Source organism: Pseudarthrobacter sp. GQ63, from assembly GCF_059758765.1.
On sequence record NZ_JCAXEF010000002.1, the window covers coordinates 279,808 to 296,540 of the forward strand.

At 62.9% G+C, this 16,733-nt stretch carries 19 protein-coding genes; 9 read left to right on the forward strand and 10 right to left on the reverse strand.

Features of this window, described 5'->3' with window-relative positions; all coding sequences use genetic code 11:
* Window positions 1-273 precede the first annotated feature (273 nt).
* Window positions 274-1,086 carry an AfsR/SARP family transcriptional regulator gene (locus AC6CHP_RS05755; RefSeq protein WP_229675311.1) on the reverse strand — a complete coding sequence of 271 codons (813 nt, stop codon included), beginning with the start codon at window positions 1,084-1,086 and terminating at the stop codon, window positions 274-276.
* An 818-nt stretch (window positions 1,087-1,904) separates the two neighbouring features.
* Between AC6CHP_RS05755 and AC6CHP_RS05760 the strand changes: the two genes are divergently transcribed.
* Window positions 1,905-2,141, forward strand: coding sequence for a hypothetical protein (locus AC6CHP_RS05760; protein WP_188729662.1), 237 nt, complete (start codon window positions 1,905-1,907; stop codon window positions 2,139-2,141).
* 90 nt (window positions 2,142-2,231) lie between these two features.
* Here the strand turns inward: AC6CHP_RS05760 and AC6CHP_RS05765 are convergent, their stop codons facing one another.
* Window positions 2,232-2,381: a hypothetical protein gene (locus AC6CHP_RS05765; RefSeq protein ID WP_181038246.1), complete on the reverse strand. Its 150-nt coding sequence runs from the start codon at window positions 2,379-2,381 to the stop codon at window positions 2,232-2,234.
* Window positions 2,382-2,414: 33 nt separating this feature from the next.
* Window positions 2,415-2,888, reverse strand: coding sequence for a VOC family protein (locus tag AC6CHP_RS05770; protein WP_427117067.1), 474 nt, complete (start codon window positions 2,886-2,888; stop codon window positions 2,415-2,417).
* A gap of 73 nt (window positions 2,889-2,961) precedes the next feature.
* On the opposite strand from AC6CHP_RS05770, the gene AC6CHP_RS05775 reads away from it, so the two are divergent.
* On the forward strand, window positions 2,962-3,363 hold the full coding sequence (locus AC6CHP_RS05775) for a DUF3054 domain-containing protein (protein ID WP_498228528.1): 402 nt from the start codon (window positions 2,962-2,964) through the stop codon (window positions 3,361-3,363).
* Between the two features lie 108 nt (window positions 3,364-3,471).
* Window positions 3,472-3,753 carry an Lrp/AsnC family transcriptional regulator gene (locus AC6CHP_RS05780; protein ID WP_104190065.1) on the forward strand — a complete coding sequence of 94 codons (282 nt, stop codon included), beginning with the start codon at window positions 3,472-3,474 and terminating at the stop codon, window positions 3,751-3,753.
* A gap of 11 nt (window positions 3,754-3,764) precedes the next feature.
* On the opposite strand, the gene trpD is transcribed toward AC6CHP_RS05780, so the two are convergent.
* Complete coding sequence (gene trpD, locus AC6CHP_RS05785) at window positions 3,765-4,820, reverse strand: anthranilate phosphoribosyltransferase (protein WP_377192124.1); 1,056 nt, start codon at window positions 4,818-4,820, stop codon at window positions 3,765-3,767.
* Between the two features lie 148 nt (window positions 4,821-4,968).
* On the opposite strand from trpD, the gene ctaE reads away from it, so the two are divergent.
* The 4 genes from ctaE (at window position 4,969) to qcrB (ending at window position 9,300) form a co-directional block, all read left to right on the forward strand.
* Window positions 4,969-5,607, forward strand: a complete 639-nt coding sequence (gene ctaE / locus AC6CHP_RS05790; RefSeq protein WP_188729654.1) for an aa3-type cytochrome oxidase subunit III — start codon at window positions 4,969-4,971, stop codon at window positions 5,605-5,607.
* An 86-nt stretch (window positions 5,608-5,693) separates the two neighbouring features.
* Window positions 5,694-6,482 carry a cytochrome bc1 complex diheme cytochrome c subunit gene (gene qcrC, locus AC6CHP_RS05795; protein WP_104190054.1) on the forward strand — a complete coding sequence of 263 codons (789 nt, stop codon included), beginning with the start codon at window positions 5,694-5,696 and terminating at the stop codon, window positions 6,480-6,482.
* 96 nt (window positions 6,483-6,578) lie between these two features.
* The gene (qcrA, locus tag AC6CHP_RS05800; protein ID WP_377192126.1) at window positions 6,579-7,652 is read left to right on the forward strand and encodes a cytochrome bc1 complex Rieske iron-sulfur subunit; all 1,074 of its coding nucleotides are present in this window, start codon (window positions 6,579-6,581) and stop codon (window positions 7,650-7,652) included.
* Entirely contained in the window at window positions 7,630-9,300 is a 1,671-nt protein-coding gene (gene qcrB / locus AC6CHP_RS05805; protein ID WP_104190056.1) for a cytochrome bc1 complex cytochrome b subunit, read from the forward strand. The genes qcrA and qcrB overlap by 23 nt, the downstream gene beginning before the upstream one ends.
* Before the next feature lie 110 nt (window positions 9,301-9,410).
* On the opposite strand, the gene AC6CHP_RS05810 is transcribed toward qcrB, so the two are convergent.
* On the reverse strand, window positions 9,411-10,181 hold the full coding sequence (locus AC6CHP_RS05810) for a GntR family transcriptional regulator (protein WP_498228529.1): 771 nt from the start codon (window positions 10,179-10,181) through the stop codon (window positions 9,411-9,413).
* A 162-nt stretch (window positions 10,182-10,343) separates the two neighbouring features.
* Between AC6CHP_RS05810 and AC6CHP_RS05815 the strand changes: the two genes are divergently transcribed.
* Window positions 10,344-10,637 (forward strand): HPr family phosphocarrier protein, encoded by a 294-nt coding sequence (locus AC6CHP_RS05815; RefSeq protein WP_188729646.1) that lies wholly within the window; start codon window positions 10,344-10,346, stop codon window positions 10,635-10,637.
* A gap of 84 nt (window positions 10,638-10,721) precedes the next feature.
* Here the strand turns inward: AC6CHP_RS05815 and AC6CHP_RS05820 are convergent, their stop codons facing one another.
* From AC6CHP_RS05820 to AC6CHP_RS05840, 5 genes are all read right to left on the reverse strand, one after another.
* Window positions 10,722-11,123 carry a cytochrome c oxidase subunit 4 gene (locus AC6CHP_RS05820; RefSeq protein WP_066275919.1) on the reverse strand — a complete coding sequence of 134 codons (402 nt, stop codon included), beginning with the start codon at window positions 11,121-11,123 and terminating at the stop codon, window positions 10,722-10,724.
* Between the two features lie 2 nt (window positions 11,124-11,125).
* Window positions 11,126-12,847 (reverse strand): aa3-type cytochrome oxidase subunit I, encoded by a 1,722-nt coding sequence (ctaD, locus tag AC6CHP_RS05825; RefSeq protein WP_377192128.1) that lies wholly within the window; start codon window positions 12,845-12,847, stop codon window positions 11,126-11,128.
* Between the two features lie 10 nt (window positions 12,848-12,857).
* Entirely contained in the window at window positions 12,858-13,730 is an 873-nt protein-coding gene (ctaC, locus tag AC6CHP_RS05830; protein ID WP_188729642.1) for an aa3-type cytochrome oxidase subunit II, read from the reverse strand.
* A 186-nt stretch (window positions 13,731-13,916) separates the two neighbouring features.
* Window positions 13,917-14,306 (reverse strand): HesB/IscA family protein, encoded by a 390-nt coding sequence (locus tag AC6CHP_RS05835; protein ID WP_066275924.1) that lies wholly within the window; start codon window positions 14,304-14,306, stop codon window positions 13,917-13,919.
* A gap of 205 nt (window positions 14,307-14,511) precedes the next feature.
* Window positions 14,512-15,954: a dipeptidase gene (locus AC6CHP_RS05840; RefSeq protein ID WP_498228532.1), complete on the reverse strand. Its 1,443-nt coding sequence runs from the start codon at window positions 15,952-15,954 to the stop codon at window positions 14,512-14,514.
* Between the two features lie 93 nt (window positions 15,955-16,047).
* Between AC6CHP_RS05840 and AC6CHP_RS05845 the strand changes: the two genes are divergently transcribed.
* Complete coding sequence (locus AC6CHP_RS05845; RefSeq protein WP_066275932.1) at window positions 16,048-16,650, forward strand: DUF3043 domain-containing protein; 603 nt, start codon at window positions 16,048-16,050, stop codon at window positions 16,648-16,650.
* The last annotated feature ends 83 nt before the right edge of the window (window positions 16,651-16,733 follow it).

Genomic DNA, 16,733 nt, shown 5'->3' on the forward strand with positions numbered 1-16,733 from the left:
TCAGGCGGTAATGGATGGGCCCGGGCCATGCCCCGGCCCTCCCAGGCATTGAACTCAACCCGGGGAGGCGTGACCGCGACGATGCAAGAGCACAGCTGGTCCGAGCCCGCTGGTGAGTCCGGTGCAGATCCGGAAGTCCCCTCGACAGGCTTGTTGATCATCCGCACCTGGCACGAACCGGGCCATCCCCAGGGTTTCAGGGCAAGAATTACCTACGGACAGACAGCCGGAGGTCACCAGGACACTGTTTCCACTGCAGACCCGGCAGAAGTACTAAAAGTTGTTAAGCGCTGGCTGGCCGCCCAGCCAAGAGTCACCGGCCGGAACTAGGCGCTCCTTCACCGCGCGCTGCTGCCGTTCAAGGATGGTGGCAAGGAGCTCCCTGACTGGCTCCGCGGGCAGGAGCCCCATGTCTTCCTGCAGTTGCTGCCGGTACCGCTCATAGGCCCGCAACGCGGCCGCGGGATTACCTCGCTGCAGTTCGGCCCGAATCAGCAGCCTGACGGCATTCTCATAGAGCGGTTCGATGCCCACAGCCTCCTCAGCTGCTGCCCCAGCTGTCCCGCAATCGCCCAGCGAGAGCGACCTCGCGGCGATATCCGTGAAGATGCGCAGCCTGTCCTGCTGCAGCCGGCTCTGTTCAAAAACCACCCAGTCCTCATACCAGCCGGGAAGCAGTTGTGCGTCTTTAAGCTCGCCCAGCAGGGAGGCGGCGCCCGCCCCGATGCCGGCGTGGCCCAACACCCGCGCGTGTTCCCGGATCCGGTCCAGATCGACTTCAACCTGGTCGCTCAGGGACAGCAGCCTGCCTTCGTTGACGATCAGGCCCGGCACCTGCCGGGACGTCAGGTGTACGCTGACCCGCAGGCTTTCCAAGGCCTTGGAATCGGGATACTCGGGCCACAGCAGCCCTACGAGGTAGCTGCGGAGACGTGGGCCCTTGATGGCCAGGGCTGCGATGAGCCGCTGCTGCCGTGTTGCGACGTGGACGACAACGCCGTCCCGGCGTAGTCGCCAGGACCCGAGCAGGTCCAGTTTCAATTCTCCATAGCCGTCGTCGTCCATGGGAACCTGATTTCGGTTCAACTAAATGTGGTGGATCAGTAGAACTGAGGATCCACATTTCGATTGCCCTTGTCAATGTGTTCTGTCCTCTTTCCCCAAGGGGAGAGTGGGCTATCGGTATGGCTTCCCGGCCAGGGAGGGCCATACGCCGCACCTTGGGACTTTCGGCTCTGCCTGCTGCAGCAGCAACGCTTCATGCTGAAAGTCCGTGCAACGGCATGGGATGTCCCTGAAGCATCGTGGCCAGGATGCTGTAAACGGTGCCCAGTAACGGTTCGCCGCCGAAGAGCCCAACCTCCGGGGAGCAGTTCAGGCGTGCCTCTGGGGCCCCGGCAACATCATCATGTCCGGCAGGTATACCGGGCTGGCCACGCTGTGGCCTTGGCTGGAGGATGGGGGCTCCTCTCCGGGTGGTTGATGCAGGACGCGGTTTCCACGCCCTTCTCGGTCTCAGGCCCATGATTCTCGGCGCGGCCCTTGGACCTGGGCTTACGCGGTCCGGCCAACACTTCCCCGGCCGCCACGCAGCACTTTGGCGCGGCATTCGGAGAACCGTTGCCATCGCCGTCGGCCTGGCGCTTGTTGCATTGGCTGCAGTGATTGCCCGGCCAGCATCGACCGCCCCCGCAGCAGGCCCTGACGGTCTGACTCGGCGCCATGCGCAACCATCTCCCTGCCCTCGAAGAAATACTTGTTGTGGCCACGCTTGACCAGCACAGGCACGTCCTACCCGGACCTTGACCCAACCTCCACCCTTAGCGTGGAGGGATACGTCGAGGACACTCTTGCGGTGACGAATCACCTCCGGGAGCGGGTTTGGCCAGGACCGCATATGTCTCATGGGCCAGTCCGGCGGAACCATTCACGGCGTCATTGCCGTACAGCGGGCCCTGGAACTGTACCGCGCGTCCATGGACACCTTCGCGGTCCTGTACCCGCAACTTCAGGACACCGACTTCCGGACAACAGCTGTCTCGCTGGATGTACCTGTCTTTTTCGTCCAGGGCGCGCATGAGGCGCGCGGCCGGGTTGAACCCTTCCGCGAATGCGTATGGTTCTGGCTGTGCCCGGCGTAGAGGTGGTGGAATTTGAGAACTCGGGGCACCGTGCTTGCCGGCGCACCATGACCACCTCCTGCCCGGGCGGCGGAAGGCAGCTGAACGGGGTCAGCCCTTGGATCCGATCCCGGCCCCTACCAGGGCTCCGACGCCAAGACCCAGCGCAAAACCAAGGAACGGGCTGTCGAAGACAGCCAATCCAAGGGTGATGCCCACCGCGGCGCCAAGCAGGGAGCAGATCCATAGCGGCTTGTTCACAGGGATCCTTTTGTTATTGCCGGACCGGCGGCGTCAGCCGTCATAAGCCCTTTGGAGTTCCGCGATGTCCAGCCTCCGCATACCCAGCATGGCCTGCATCGCCCGCTGAGAGCCGTGGGGGTCGGGGCCGGCGATCAGTGAGGGCAGGATCGCCGGGACAATCTGCCAGGACACTCCAAAGCGGTCCTTCAACCAGCCGCACTGGCTTTCCGAGCCGCCATCGGTGAGTGCTTCCCAGTACCGGTCCACTGAGGACTGGTCCTCGCAGTCCACCACGAACGAGACGGCTTCCGTGAAGCTCGAGCCCCGCGCACCGTTCAGCGCAGTGAATCCGCGTCCTTCGAGTTCAAAGTCGACGGCGATTGCCTCACCAGCCACACCCGGCCCGCCCTCCCCGAAGCGCGACACGTTGAGGATCTTCGAATCGTCAAAAACTGAAGTGTAGAACTGTGCCGCTTCTTCCGCCTGGTTCTCGAACCAGAGGCAGGTACCGATTTTCCGTGGCATACATGGCTCCCTTCCGGCTCGAGCCTAATGCCGCATTCCACACCGCACAACGGCTGGCATTAGGCTCGAATCCATGAGTTCCCGCGCTGCGAAATCCATAAAGATGCCCTCCCTGCCCCTGCTGCTGGGAGCCGCAGCAGCCGATGCCGTCCTGATCCTGGTGTTCGCCGCGGTGGGACGGGATGCACATCAGCGCGGCGATATTCTGACCGGCGTCCTGCTGACGGCCTGGCCGTTCCTCGCGGGCGCAGCCCTGGGGTGGCTGGTTGCCAGGGCATGGCGCAACCCGTTGTCGGTGCGCCGGGCCGGGCTTGCCGTGTGGCTCGGCAGCGTCGCGGGCGGGATGGCACTGAGGGCCGTGACGGGGCAAACCGTAGTGCTCCCGTTCGTCATCGTTGCATTGCTCAGCCTTGGAGTCTTGCTGGTTGGCTACCGCCTGCTGCTTGCGGGCGCGAGGCGCCGCCGCCGCGCGTGAGCATCCGGACGCGGTGTGCTCCATCAGCACCCCGGTGCTGATGTAATAGGCTGGCAGCAGAAGCCGGCCGGGCACTGCCACGGCGCAACAGATCCGAAAGGGTTCAACGTGATCACCGCATTCGTCCTGATCAAGACCGACGCTGCCCGCATCCCCGAGACGGCCGAGGAGATCTCCGCGATTGAGGGCATCAGCGAGGTATATTCCGTCACCGGCGAGTGGGACCTCATTGCCGTCGCCCGCGTGCACCGGCACGAGGACCTGGCCGATGTCATCGCAGACCGGCTCTCGAAAGTGCAGGCAGTCGTCCACACCACGACGCATATTGCTTTTCGCGCCTACTCCCAGCATGACCTGGACGCGGCGTTTTCCCTGGGCTTCGAGCAGTAGGCAAGCCGCACTCAGCGGGCGGTTAGGGAAACCCACTTCTCCAGGACAGCTGCGGCGGCGCCGGAATCAATCGATTCGGCTGCGCGGGCAAAGGCCGTCTTCATCCGGTCCAGGAAGGGCCCGTCGGCGTTTTCGTCGAAGGCCACCAGTCCAGCAGCAGCGTTAAGTAAAACGGCATCCCGGGCGGGGCCTTCCTTGCCCGCAAGGACGTCCCGGACAACCGCCGCATTCACTTCCGCGTTGCCGCCGCGAAGCTGATCCACCGTTGCCAGGCTGATGCCAAGGTCCTGCGGCGAAAATGTCATTTCGCTCACGGCCCCGCCCCGGATTTCCCAGACGGTAGACGGCCCGGTGGTGGTGAGCTCATCGAGGCCGTCATTGCCACGGAAGACCAGTCCCCTGCTCCCCCGCTGGGCCAGGACGCCCGCCACCAGCGGCGCCATCCTTGCGTTTGCAACGCCGACAGCCGAGGCCTGTACTTTGGCCGGGTTGGTGAGGGGACCGAGGAAGTTGAACGCCGTGGGAACAGCAAGTTCCCGCCTGGGGACAGCGGTGTGACGGAACGAGGGATGGAACACCTGCGCAAAGCAAAAGGTAATCCCCGCCTCCTCAGCGTTGCGGGCAACCTCCTCGATGGTCAGGTCCAGCCGGACACCCAGGGCTTCCAGGACATCGGCAGAACCGGATGACGACGACGCCGCCCGGTTGCCGTGCTTGACCACCTTGGCGCCGGCTCCGGCAGCGACAAGGGCTGCCATTGTGGAGATATTCACCGTGTTTAACTGGTCTCCGCCGGTGCCCACTATGTCGAGTTTCTCGCCCGAAATACTGATTGGCTTAGCGTGCGAAAGCATGGCATCCACCAGGCCGGAGAGCTCGTCCACAGTCTCACCCTTGGCGCTGAGAGCTACGAGGAATCCTGCGATCTGCGCCGGCGTGGCCTCCCCGGACATGATGGTGTCCATCGCCCAGGACGTATTGTCAGCAGTAAGGTCCGCCCCGCTGATCAGTGCCGAGATCAGGCGGGGCCAAGAGTTGCCGGACGGTGCGGAAGCCTGTGAAGTCACCTCCTGATGCTATCGAGCGTTGGCGGGGACTGACCAATATGAACCCCTGCGGGAACTTTTCCGCGCGAATTCGCGTCTTTGTAGAAAAAGTCCCCTAAAAAGGCGGTTTGCGTTGGGCAGCACGGACTTTTACAGACATAATGTCTATGTGACATCTGCGACCCATGCCCCCAGTACCCCGGCGCACCCCACGCTGAACCGCCCCAACATGGTTTCCGTTGGAACCGTTGTGTGGCTGTCGAGTGAGTTGATGTTCTTCGCCGGTCTCTTCGCCATGTACTTCACACTGCGCTCCACAAGCGCACAGATGTGGGCGGACGAGACAGCCAAGCTCAACTTCCCCTTCGCGCTCGCCAACACGATCGTCCTCGTGGCCAGTTCATTCACTTGCCAGATGGGCGTCTTCGCTGCCGAGCGCCTGCAGCCGCGAAGGACCGGGGGTGTGTTCCAGTTCTCCCGTTGGGGTATGAACGAATGGTTCACCCTGACTTTCCTCATGGGTGCCTTCTTCGTCGCCGGTCAGGCTACCGAATACGCGATGTTGGTTTCTGAGCACGTATCGCTCTCCTCCAACGCCTACGGTTCCGCCTTCTACATGACCACCGGCTTCCACGGCCTGCACGTTATTGGCGGGCTCGTTGCCTTCCTGCTCATCATGGGCCGGTCTTTCGCCGCGAAGAAGTTCGGGCATTTCGAAGCGACTTCGGCGATTGTCACCTCGTACTACTGGCACTTCGTGGATGTCGTGTGGATCGGCCTCTTCCTGGTCATCTACGTACTCAAGTAGCCAGCTTTGATTCTTTTTCTACAAGAGGCAGAATTTCAGGTAGCGGCTCCCGGAGCCGGCGCAGGATCGAATAAAGGAACCACCACGTGAAGGCACTCTCACAAAAGCGGCGTCACCCACTTGCAGCAATAGCGCTGCTCCTGATGGGGCTCCTCATCACTGGTGGGCTCTACGCCGTGGCTACCACCGTCAACGAGGCCAAGGCTTCCACTACCTCCTACAGCGCCGATGACGTTGAAGAGGGCGGCAAGCTCTTCGCCGCCAACTGCGCGACGTGCCACGGCATGGGTGCCAGCGGCACCGACGCCGGTCCGTCGCTGGTCGGCGTTGGAGCAGCCTCTGTTGACTTCCAGGTGGGCACCGGCCGCATGCCGATGCAGATGAACGGTCCCCAGGCGATGAAGAAGCCGGTCCAGTTCAACGATGAGCAGACCAACCAGCTCTCAGCGTATGTCGCTTCCCTGGGCGCAGGCCCGGCGATTCCTGAAGAAGGCCTGCTTGACGAAGGCGGCGACGCCGCTGCCGGTGGCGAGCTCTTCCGCGTGAACTGCGCCATGTGCCACAACGCCGCCGCTGCCGGTGGCGCCCTGACGCGCGGTAAGTTTGCACCCGCCCTCGCAGATGTATCGGGCAAGCACATCTACGAGGCCATGGTGACGGGTCCCCAGAACATGCCCGTTTTCAGCGACTCCAACATCACCCCCGAAGACAAGCGCGACATCATCACCTTCCTGAAGCAGATCGAGACCACCGGTTCCCCGGGCGGTGCCGACCTTGGCTCGTTGGGCCCTGTAGCTGAAGGTTTGTTTGTATGGGTCGCCGGCCTTGGCGTCATCATCGCTTTCACGATCTGGTTGACCTCCCGGACATCCTGACATCCGCGCCACCGCACACTTCTGCTGATCCGTCAGCAGCTTGATATTAGAAACTAACCCGGTATCCGCCGGGACGAGAGAAGGATGAGGCGAATTATGGGCAACCATAGTGACGGCAGTCCGAACCACTCGGGCACCGTAGCTACGGCTGGTCAGAATGAGGTGGAGAAGTTCCAGGATCCTGGAATTCCTCCGCACCGTTTGCGCCTGGCTGACACGGACCCGAAGGCCGCAAAGCGGGCAGAACGGCAGGTCGCCTTACTATTTGGCATCTCTGTTGTTGGAACCCTGATCTTCCTGGTGGCGTACTTCGCCATTGACCTGGGAGCCGAAGACTCGAGCATTGCAGCCATCAGGCTCCAGAACATGCTGCTGGGGCTGGGAACCGCGTTCGCGATGCTCGGCATCGGCACCGGCATCGTCCACTGGGCCAAGGCCCTGATGCCGGACCACGAAGTTTCCGAGGAACGGCACGCGATCCGCTATGAGGAGGACCGCCAGGCGGCCGTCCGGATCGTTGACGACATCGTTGAGGAGACGGGCATCAAGCGCCGTCCCCTGATCCGGAACACGCTCCTGGGCGCGGTTGCCCTTGCACCGCTGCCGGCAGTTGCCATCTTCGGTGACCTCGGTCCGCGTCCCGACGACAAGCTTGCCCACACCCTGTGGGCACCCCAGGAGGGGAAGCTCAAGAGGCTGGCCCGCGACCCCGACGGAACGCCCATCAAGGCATCCGACGTCACGATCGGTTCGGCGTTCCACGTCATCCCCGAAGGCCTCAACGACCTCCATGAGGGGAAGCTCAACGAAAAGGCCAAGGCCGTTGTGCTGCTCATGCGCCTCGATCCGGCATCCCTGAACCCGTCCGAGGGCCGCGAGGACTGGGGATACAACGGAATCGTTGCCTACTCCAAGATCTGCACCCATGTCGGTTGCCCCGTTGCTCTGTATGAGCAGCAGACGCACCACCTGCTGTGCCCGTGCCACCAGTCCACCTTCGACCTCACTCAAGAGTGCAAGGTGATTTTCGGCCCGGCCAGCCGGCCTCTCCCCCAGCTGCCCATCGCGGTTGATGACGAGGGCTACTTGGTCGCCACCAGCGACTTCAAAGAACCTGTAGGACCAAGTTACTGGGAGCGTGATATGCATGAGCGCAGCATCGACAGCTGAGCCCGCTTTCGTCGCCAAAACCAAGACAGGCCGGGTTACCGACTTTGTCGACCAGCGTGTTGGCGGTTCCGGAATCCTCCGCGAATTCGGCCGTAAGGTCTTCCCGGACCACTGGTCCTTTATGTTCGGCGAAGTGGCGCTGTACTCCTTCGTCATCCTCCTGCTCTCCGGTACGTTCCTGACGTTCTTCTTTGATCCGTCCATGGCGGAGACGCACTATGACGGTTCTTACGTGCCGTTGAAGGGCGTGGAGATGTCCGTGGCGTACAGCTCGTCGCTGGATATTTCCTTTGACATCCGTGGCGGCCTGTTCATGCGCCAGGTCCACCACTGGGCGGCCCTTCTGTTCGTGGCTTCCATCGCCGTACACATGCTCAGGGTCTTCTTCACTGGAGCTTTCCGCAAGCCCCGCGAAATGAACTGGGTTGTGGGCGGGGTACTGCTCATCCTGGCCATGGCTGCCGGTTTCACCGGTTACTCCCTGCCGGATGACCTGCTCTCCGGCAACGGCCTGCGGATCATCGACGGTGTTATCAAGTCCATCCCGGTCATCGGTACCTACATCTCGTTCTTCCTCTTCGGCGGCGAGTTCCCGGGTACCGCCGTCATCGGCCGCCTCTACATGTTGCACATCCTGCTGGTGCCGGCCCTGATACTGCTGATGATCGTCCTCCACCTCTTCATGGTGGTGGTCCACAAGCACACCCAGTACCCCGGCCCCGGCCGCAACGACAACAATGTCGTGGGCTACCCGCTCGGACCTGTCTACGCTGCCAAGGCCGGTGGATTCTTCTTCATTGTGTTTGGCGTCCTGGCGCTCATGGCAGGCTTCTTCACGATCAACCCGATCTGGAACTACGGCCCCTACGATCCCTCCCCTGTGTCCGCCGGTACCCAGCCTGACTGGTACATCGGATTCGTGGACGGCGCCCTGCGCCTGATGCCGGGTACCTTCGGGGATTGGCAGGTGGAGCAGACCTGGCTTGGTTTTGTCTTCTCGTTCAACGTCCTGCTGCCCGCTTTGGTACCGGCCGGAATCCTGTTCACCGTGATGTTCATGTACCCGTGGATTGAACGCTGGATCACCAAGGATGACCGTGAGCACCACGTGCTGGACCGTCCCCGCAACGCCCCCACGCGGACTGCCATCGGCATGGCCGGCTTCGTCTGGTACTGCGTCATGTGGGCTGCAGCCGGCTCGGACCTCATTGCCACGCACTTCAGTGTTTCGCTCAACGATGTCACGTACTGGCTGCGGGCACTGTTCTTCATTGGCCCGATCATTGCCTTCATCGTGACCAAGCGCGTCGCCCTGGCCCTTCAGCGGAAGGACCGCGAAATCGCACTTCACGGACGGGAAACTGGACGCATCGTCCGGCTCCCGCACGGCGAGTTCATCGAGGTGCACGCACCACTGGACGAGTACAAGCGCTACAAGCTGGTTGGCTTCGAGTCCCCTGAGGTCCTCCCTGCCGTACCTAACGAACACGGCGTGGTGACCCGCAAGGAGAAGCGCCGCGCGTTCCTCTCAAAGTGGTTCTTCGAGGACCGCGTTGCCCCGGCCAGCCCCGCTGAGCTGGAAGCCGCCCACGGCCACGGCCATGAGGCAGTCGAGGCACCGGAATCAGCAAAGAGCCTGTCCCACTAGGTTGCGAAATCCACAATGAAGGCCCGGTCCACACGGACCGGGCCTTCATCTTTTAAGCTCGTGCCGGAAGCGAGAACATGGTTCGGGTGTTCCTCGACCGCCGGAGGCGCCTAATGGTTTCGGGCCCGGCGCGCTCCGGGCCGCTGCAGCGGAACCCACAGCTTGTATCTGTCAGCGCGGTAGTAGGACACGGAGTAGTCCACCATTGCCCGGGCAACAAAGGCGTGGCGTTGGATTTTCAGCAGGGGTGAGCCTACCTCCACGTTCAGCAGGCGGGCGGTGGAGGGTGATGCTGCCGTAGCCTCGATCATGTCCTCGCCCCACTCCATCACCAGGCCGAACTGTTCACTCAGGACGTTGTAGAGCGACGTGGGCGGTTCCCCGTCCAGCAGTCCCGGCACGCGGTGCGCGGGAATGAAGTTCTCGTCGACGCTCATCGGCTCACCGTCGGCCAGGAGCAGGCGGCGGAACCTTACCAGCGGCGTTCCCTCGTCCAACTGCAGTTCCCGGGCCAGGAAGGCACTCGCAGCGATTTGCTCAAAGCTCAGTACCTTTGCGGCCGGTACCATGCCGCGTCGCTGCATCTCTTCGCTGTACGACGTCAGTTTTACCTGGAGATCGAGCTTCGGCCTGCGGACGAAGGTCCCCAGGCCCACCACCCTCTCGATGACCTCCTCGCCAACCAGGGCGTCGATGGCCTGCCGTACAGTCATCCGTGCCAGGCCAAACCGCTCGGCAAGATCGCGCTCAGAGGGCAGGGCTGACCCGGGCGGACAGGACTGCGCTATGTAGGAGCGCAGGATTTCACGGAGCTGGACATAAATCGCTGTTCCACTGGTCCGGTCGATGTCGCCGGTGATGGCTGCCGCGCTAGAAGGCATGGCGGGTCTCCCCTGCATTAAGGTTCACCCTCCAATTTTAGGACAGGTCTAGACCAGTGCGGTGCATACGCCCTCCGCGTGGTGGAGCGGGACGCCGGGCGGCTATATTTGTCAGGAAATGTCATATGGCGGCGGTGGGCCGCCACAACAAAGGAGTCCCCCTTGCCAGTACATAAGGCCGTGGTCAAAGCCTCGGTGGGGCTGCATGCCCGTCCTGCCGCCGTCTTCGTACGGGCTGTTACCGAAACAGGCCTGCCGGTGACCATAGCCAAGGACGGTGCCGGGCACGTGGACGCACGCTCACTCCTCCAGGTGATGACGGCAGACTTCCAGCACGGCTGCGAGGTGGAGCTGGGCATCAGCGATGCCGCGCTGGACGGGGCACACAGCCGCCAGGCCGCTGAGGAGGCACTCCGTGTACTCAGCGACCTCCTGGAGTCGCAGGGCGCCGCCTGAGGCCCGCTGGAGACACGGAAACCAACGACGACGGGCCCCGCCTGAAGGTGGGGCCCGTCGTCGTTAGTTTGTGCTCAGGTGCTGCTAGTGGGCGTGGTCTCCGCGGCTGTACTCGTAGACCCAGCCGATCAGCGCTACAACGGCCATGCCGGCCGCGATGTAGACGATCCAGAAGCCTACGGCAAGTCCCAGGAAGCCCGTAGCGCAGGCCAGGCCCAGGAAGAGCGGCCACCAGCTCCAGGGGCTGAAGTGCCCCTGCTCGCCGGCACCTTCGTGGATCTCAGCGTCGCTGCGGTCCTCGGGACGGAGGCCTACGCGCTTGCCGGTGAACCCGAGGTATCCACCGATCATGCCGGCAAGGCCGCCCACGAGAAGGATGCCGAGGATGCCGACCCATTCGCCCCAGTTGGTGAGGAAACCGTACACCAGGGAGATCGGAACGAAGAAGAAAACTCCAGCACCAAAAATCCAGGATTCAATTTTCATTGTCAGTTGTCCCTCTGGTCGGCGTTTCCGAGCGTCTTGGCTGCGGGAGCGGGTGACTCAACGGTGTGGACCTGGCGAAGTTCAGGGTGGTGCAGGTCCAGCGCCGGCCGCTCCGAACGGATCCGGGGCAGGGAGGTGAAGTTGTGCCGCGGCGGCGGGCAGGACGTGGCCCACTCCAGCGAAGCACCGAAGCCCCACGGATCATCCACCTGCACCTTCTCGGCGCTGCGCCAGGTGATGTACACGTTCCAGAAGAACGGGATCAGCGATGCACCCAGAACAAACGAGGCAACCGTCGAGAACTGGTTCATCCAGGTGAAGTTGTCTTCCACGAGGTAGTCGGCGTAGCGGCGCGGCATGCCCTCAACACCCAGCCAGTGCTGGATCAGGAAGGTGCCGTGGAAACCCAGGAACAGGAGCCAGAAGTGGATCTTGCCAAGGCGCTCGTTCAGCATCTTGCCGGTGAACTTGGGCCACCAGAAGTAGAAGCCGGCGAACATTGCAAACACCACGGTGCCGAAGACCACGTAGTGGAAGTGGGCCACCACGAAGTAGGAATCGGAGACGTGGAAGTCCAGCGGCGGGGAGGCCAGGATGATGCCGGTCAGGCCGCCGAACAGGAACGTGACCAGGAAGCCGATGCTCCACAGCATGGGGGTCTCGAAGGTCAACGAACCACGCCACATGGTGCCGATCCAGTTGAAGAACTTCACGCCGGTGGGCACCGCGATCAGCATGGTCATGAACGCGAAGAACGGCAGCAGCACCGAGCCGGTGACGTACATGTGGTGCGCCCACACAGTCACGGAGAGTGCGGCAATGGCAATCGTTGCGTAAACCAGGCCCTTGTAGCCGAAGATCGGCTTGCGGCTGAACACCGGGAAGATCTCCGAGACGATGCCGAAGAACGGCAGGGCGATGATGTACACCTCGGGGTGGCCGAAGAACCAGAACAGGTGCTGCCAGAGGACTGCACCGCCGTTCTCCGGATCGAAGATGTGGGCACCGAAACGGCGGTCAGCGCCGAGCGCGAACAGGGCTGCGGCCAGCGGCGGGAAGGCCATCAGGACCAGGATGGCCGTGACGAGGATGTTCCAGGTGAAGATCGGCATCCGCCACATGGTCATGCCAGGGGCGCGCATGCAGATAACGGTGGTGATGAAGTTGACCGCACCAAGGATAGTCCCGAAGCCGGACAGTGCCAGGCCGAACACCCAGAGGTCTCCGCCGATGCCGGGGCTGAAGGTGGTGTTGGACAGCGGCGCATAGGCAAACCAGCCGAATGACGCTGCACCCTGGGGCGTGATGAAGCCCGACACCGCGATGGTGGAGCCGAAAAGGAAGAACCAGAAAGCCAGCGCATTCAGTCGCGGGAAGGCCACGTCAGGTGCGCCGATCTGCAGGGGCATGATGACATTCGCGAAGCCGGCAAACAGCGGCGTAGCGAACATCAGCAGCATCACGGTGCCGTGCATCGTGAAGAGCTGGTTGTACTGCTCCTTGGTCTGCAGGATCTGCATGCCCGGCTCGAACAGCTCAGCGCGGATGAGCAGTGCCATCACGCCGCCAAGGCAGAAGAACACGAAGGACGAGATCAGGTACATGTACCCGATGGTCTTGTGGTCGGTGGAGGTGATCCAGTTGACGACGATGCGTCCCTTGGACTTCGGAACCACGGGAGCTGGAAGGGCTCCGGTGGGTGCGGATTGAGTGTACGTAGCCACGTCGCTCCCCTTACTTAATTTCGTTCACGTTCGGGTTGCGGTCGTACTCGACGCCGAGGAGACCCGTGTTGCCTGCTTCGCGCAGTTCGTCCATGTGGGCCTGGAATTCGGATTCCGACACCACCTTGACGCGGAACAGCATTTCGGAGTGGTACTCGCCGCAGAGTTCGGCACACTTGCCGTCGTAGGTGCCCTCTTTAGTGGGGGTGAACCTGATGTAGTTGGTCTTGCCCGGGATCATGTCGCGCTTCTGGAGGAAGGCGGGAACCCAGAAGGAGTGGATGACGTCGCGTGCGTTGAGTTCGAGGTCAACCGACTTGTTCACGGGCAGGTACAGCGTGGGGAGCTGTTCCTTGTCGATGGTGTTGCCGGTGAGGTTGGTCTGCACGCCTGCTTCGTAGACGTCTTCTTCGATGACGTCGCCGGCCTTGTAGTTGAAGTCCCAGGCCCACTGTTTGCCGCGGACGTCAACAACGACGTCGGCGGGCTCTGAGCGGTTATCGATCGCCTGCTGGTCGCGGTCGGTGAAGTAGAAGAACACCACAACCATGAACAGCGGGATGGTCAGGTAAAAGACTTCCAGAGGGAGGTTGAAGCTGGTCTGCCGCGGGAACCCAACGGTGCCCTTGCGGCGGCGGTATGCGACCAGGCACCAGACGATCAGACCCCAGGTAATGATGCCCACAACCAGGGCGGCAATCCATGAGTTGACCCAGAGGTCCATGATGCGGTCGGTGTTGCTGGTGGTGCCACGTTCCGTGGGCAGCCACCCTTTCTCTACCTCTGGCGAACATCCGGTCAAAACCAACGCGCCGGCAATTGCCAAGCTTGTGATCGTTGTGATCGTTTTGCGTCGGCTGCCGGTTCGGTTCTGCGAACTCACAGACGGCCCTTCCTACTTGTTGCTGCTGTCCGGGAAGACTCGGCCGCCCCGGGCACACTAAAAGTTTTACTACTCGGTGTAGAGCTTACCGCTCCGCCGGGCGTTTCGCCCACATGTCGGCGCCGTGCCTCCGTACCGTTATTTTCGGCAGGTGGCCCGGCGCCGGCATCGGGCGAAATAACCGGCTTAGTGGAACGAATCCCCACAGGCGCAGGAGCCGCCGGCATTGGGGTTGTCGATGGTGAACCCCTGCTTGGAGATGGTGTCCTCGAAGTCAATGGAGGCACCACTGAGGTAGGGAACGCTCATCTTGTCCACAACAACTTCGACGCCGTCGTAGTCCCGGACTGCGTCTCCGTCCAGGAGCCGCTCATCGAAGTACAGCTGGTAGATCAGCCCGGAGCAGCCGCCGGGCTGCACAGCAACCCGGAGGCGCAGGTCCGTACGGCCTTCCTGCTCGAGAAGGCTGCGTACCTTCCCTGCGGCGACGTCAGTCAGTTTGACCTCGTGGACGGGCAGTTCATCGCTGGCCGTGCTGGTGGTACCGGTGCTGTTCTCATTTGTTGCGGTGCTCATGGGCCTACCTTCTTAGGACGGTCTGGCGGCGCCGCGCTGGCGGAGCCTGCCCCTACGGTTTCGGTATGGGCTATAGCTACATGCTACGCGGGGCGGACGTGTAGCTCTAACTCCTGAGGTAACCATGCAAGGTCCCCGCTTGTTCCCAGGGAAAGCCTTTAATCCGATCCGGAAGCGCTTCCGGCAGCTGCCCCGCGGGAAGACCCTAAAGCCCCTGTTCATTGATCCGGGCGAGGAGCAGCGCCTCGGCAAGGATGGCTTTGCGGAAGTCGCCCAGGTGCAGTGACTCATTGGCGCTGTGAGCCCGGGAGTCCGGGTCCTCTACCCCTGTCACGAGGATTTGCACGTCCGGGTACAGCTCCGTCAGGTCGGCGATGAAGGGGATGGAACCGCCTATGCCGGTTTCCACTGCCGGTACTCCCCAGGCCTCCCCCAGTGCCCACATCGCCAGCGAGGCCGCCGGTGAGGAAGTGTCGGTGAGGAACGGGTTTCCGCTCTCCCCCGGCGTGAAGGTCACCCGCGCACCGAACGGAGCGTTCGACTCCACATGCCTGCGCACCGCCTCCATCGCTTCTTCGGGAATCTGTCCCGGCGCCAGCCGAAGGCTGAACTTCGCCCGCGCGCGGGGCAGCAGCGTATTCGAGGCAGCGTCCACGGAAGGTGCGTCGAACCCGATGATGGACAGGGCGGGCTTGGTCCAGAGCCGCGAGGCGATACTCCCTGACCCGGCCAGCCGGACGCCGTCGAGCACTGATGCGTCAGCCCGGTAGTCCTCCTCCGGAAGGTCCACGGCGGCCGTGTCCCTTGCCAGCAGTCCCTCGATGGCAACGTTCCCTTCGTCATCGTGGAGCGTGGCGATGAGGCGGGAAAGCAGGGTGGGTGCATCCAGCACGGGCCCGCCGTACATGCCCGAGTGGACGGCGTGCTTGAGGACCTGGACTTCGATGGTGCCGTCCACGAGGCCGCGCAGGCTGGTGGTCAAGGCGGGAATGCCTACTTTCCAGTTGCTCGAATCGGCGACCACGATGACATCGGCGCGGAGCAGTTCACGGTTTTCCTCCAGGAATGACCGGAAGGTGGGCGATCCTGCTTCTTCCTCGCCCTCAAAGAAGAACGTCACGCCGAGGCCAAGCGCGCTGCCGAGGACCTCCGAAACTGCCGCATAGGCGGCAACGTGTGCCATGATCCCGGCTTTGTCATCCGCTGCGCCCCGCCCGTACAGGCGCCCGTCCTTCTCGACGGCGGTGAATGGTTCGGTCTCCCACAGCGCGGGATCCCCGGTGGGCTGGACGTCGTGGTGCGCGTAGAGGAGGATTGTCGGCATTCCGTCCGTGGCGGGCCTGCGGGCGACGACGGCGGGACCTCCCGGAGTGCCGTCCGGCTTGTTGCAGGCAAGGATCTGCACGTTGTCCAGGCCGGCGCCGCGCAGCAGTTCCGCTACGGCTTCGGCACTGCGTTCCAGGGGCCCGCGGTCAAAGCTTGGCCATGCAATGCCGGGGATGGCGACCAGCTCTTTAAGCCGTTCAACGGTAAGGGCGAAGGACCTGTCGATGGCGGCACGGAGGTCCGCCGTCGAGCTGTTTCCGGCGAAGCCAGGGTTTGGGTGGGCACTGGGATTCTGCGGCGTAGCCGTGGGCGATGACGTCATGGCAAAAACATTACCCGCGTCACATCCCCCGCCATGGGGCGCCGCGGGGGCCAGGCATCAAATCCGGGGCCTGCCGCAAGGTATTCTGTTCAGGTGTTCGGACGTAAAAAGGAAGCGCCCTCGGCGCAGCAAACAGTAGACCAACAGGCTGCAGAGGCGGCGGCGCGGGCCAACGGATTGAGCGGCAAGGGGGCCCCGACTCCCACCCGCAAGGCACAGGAAGCAGCCCGTAAGCGCCCGCTGGTCCCTGAGGACCGCAAGGCATCGAAAGCTGCCGAGCGCCAGGCCATCCAGGACCAGCGCCTCAAGATGCGCCAGGCGCTGGACACCGGCGACGAGAAATTCCTGCCCCTGCGTGACAAGGGCCCGCAGAAACGCTTCGCCCGTGATTACGTCGACGCGCGCTTCAGCCTGGGCGAATACCTGATGTTCGGTGCCCTGGTGTTCGTCCTAGTGTCGTTGGTGGTCCCGGCATCCAGCGACATGATGATTTACGTCCTGGGCGGGTTCTGGGTAATGTTCCTGGCCGTCTTCGTGGACGTGTTCATCCTGTCCCGCCAGCTCCGCAAGCGGCTGACCGCCAAGTTCGGCGAGGTGGAGCGCGGCACCGTCTGGTACGGCTCCATGCGGTCCCTGCAGTTCCGCAAACTCCGTCTTCCCAAGCCCCAGGTCAAGCGCGGGCAGTACCCCGCCTGACCAGCAACGGTCTTCATAAGCGCGAAACCCCGGCGGTCGATCCGCCGGGGTTTTGCGTTTAAAGGATGAGGGCGCCGCGCTCC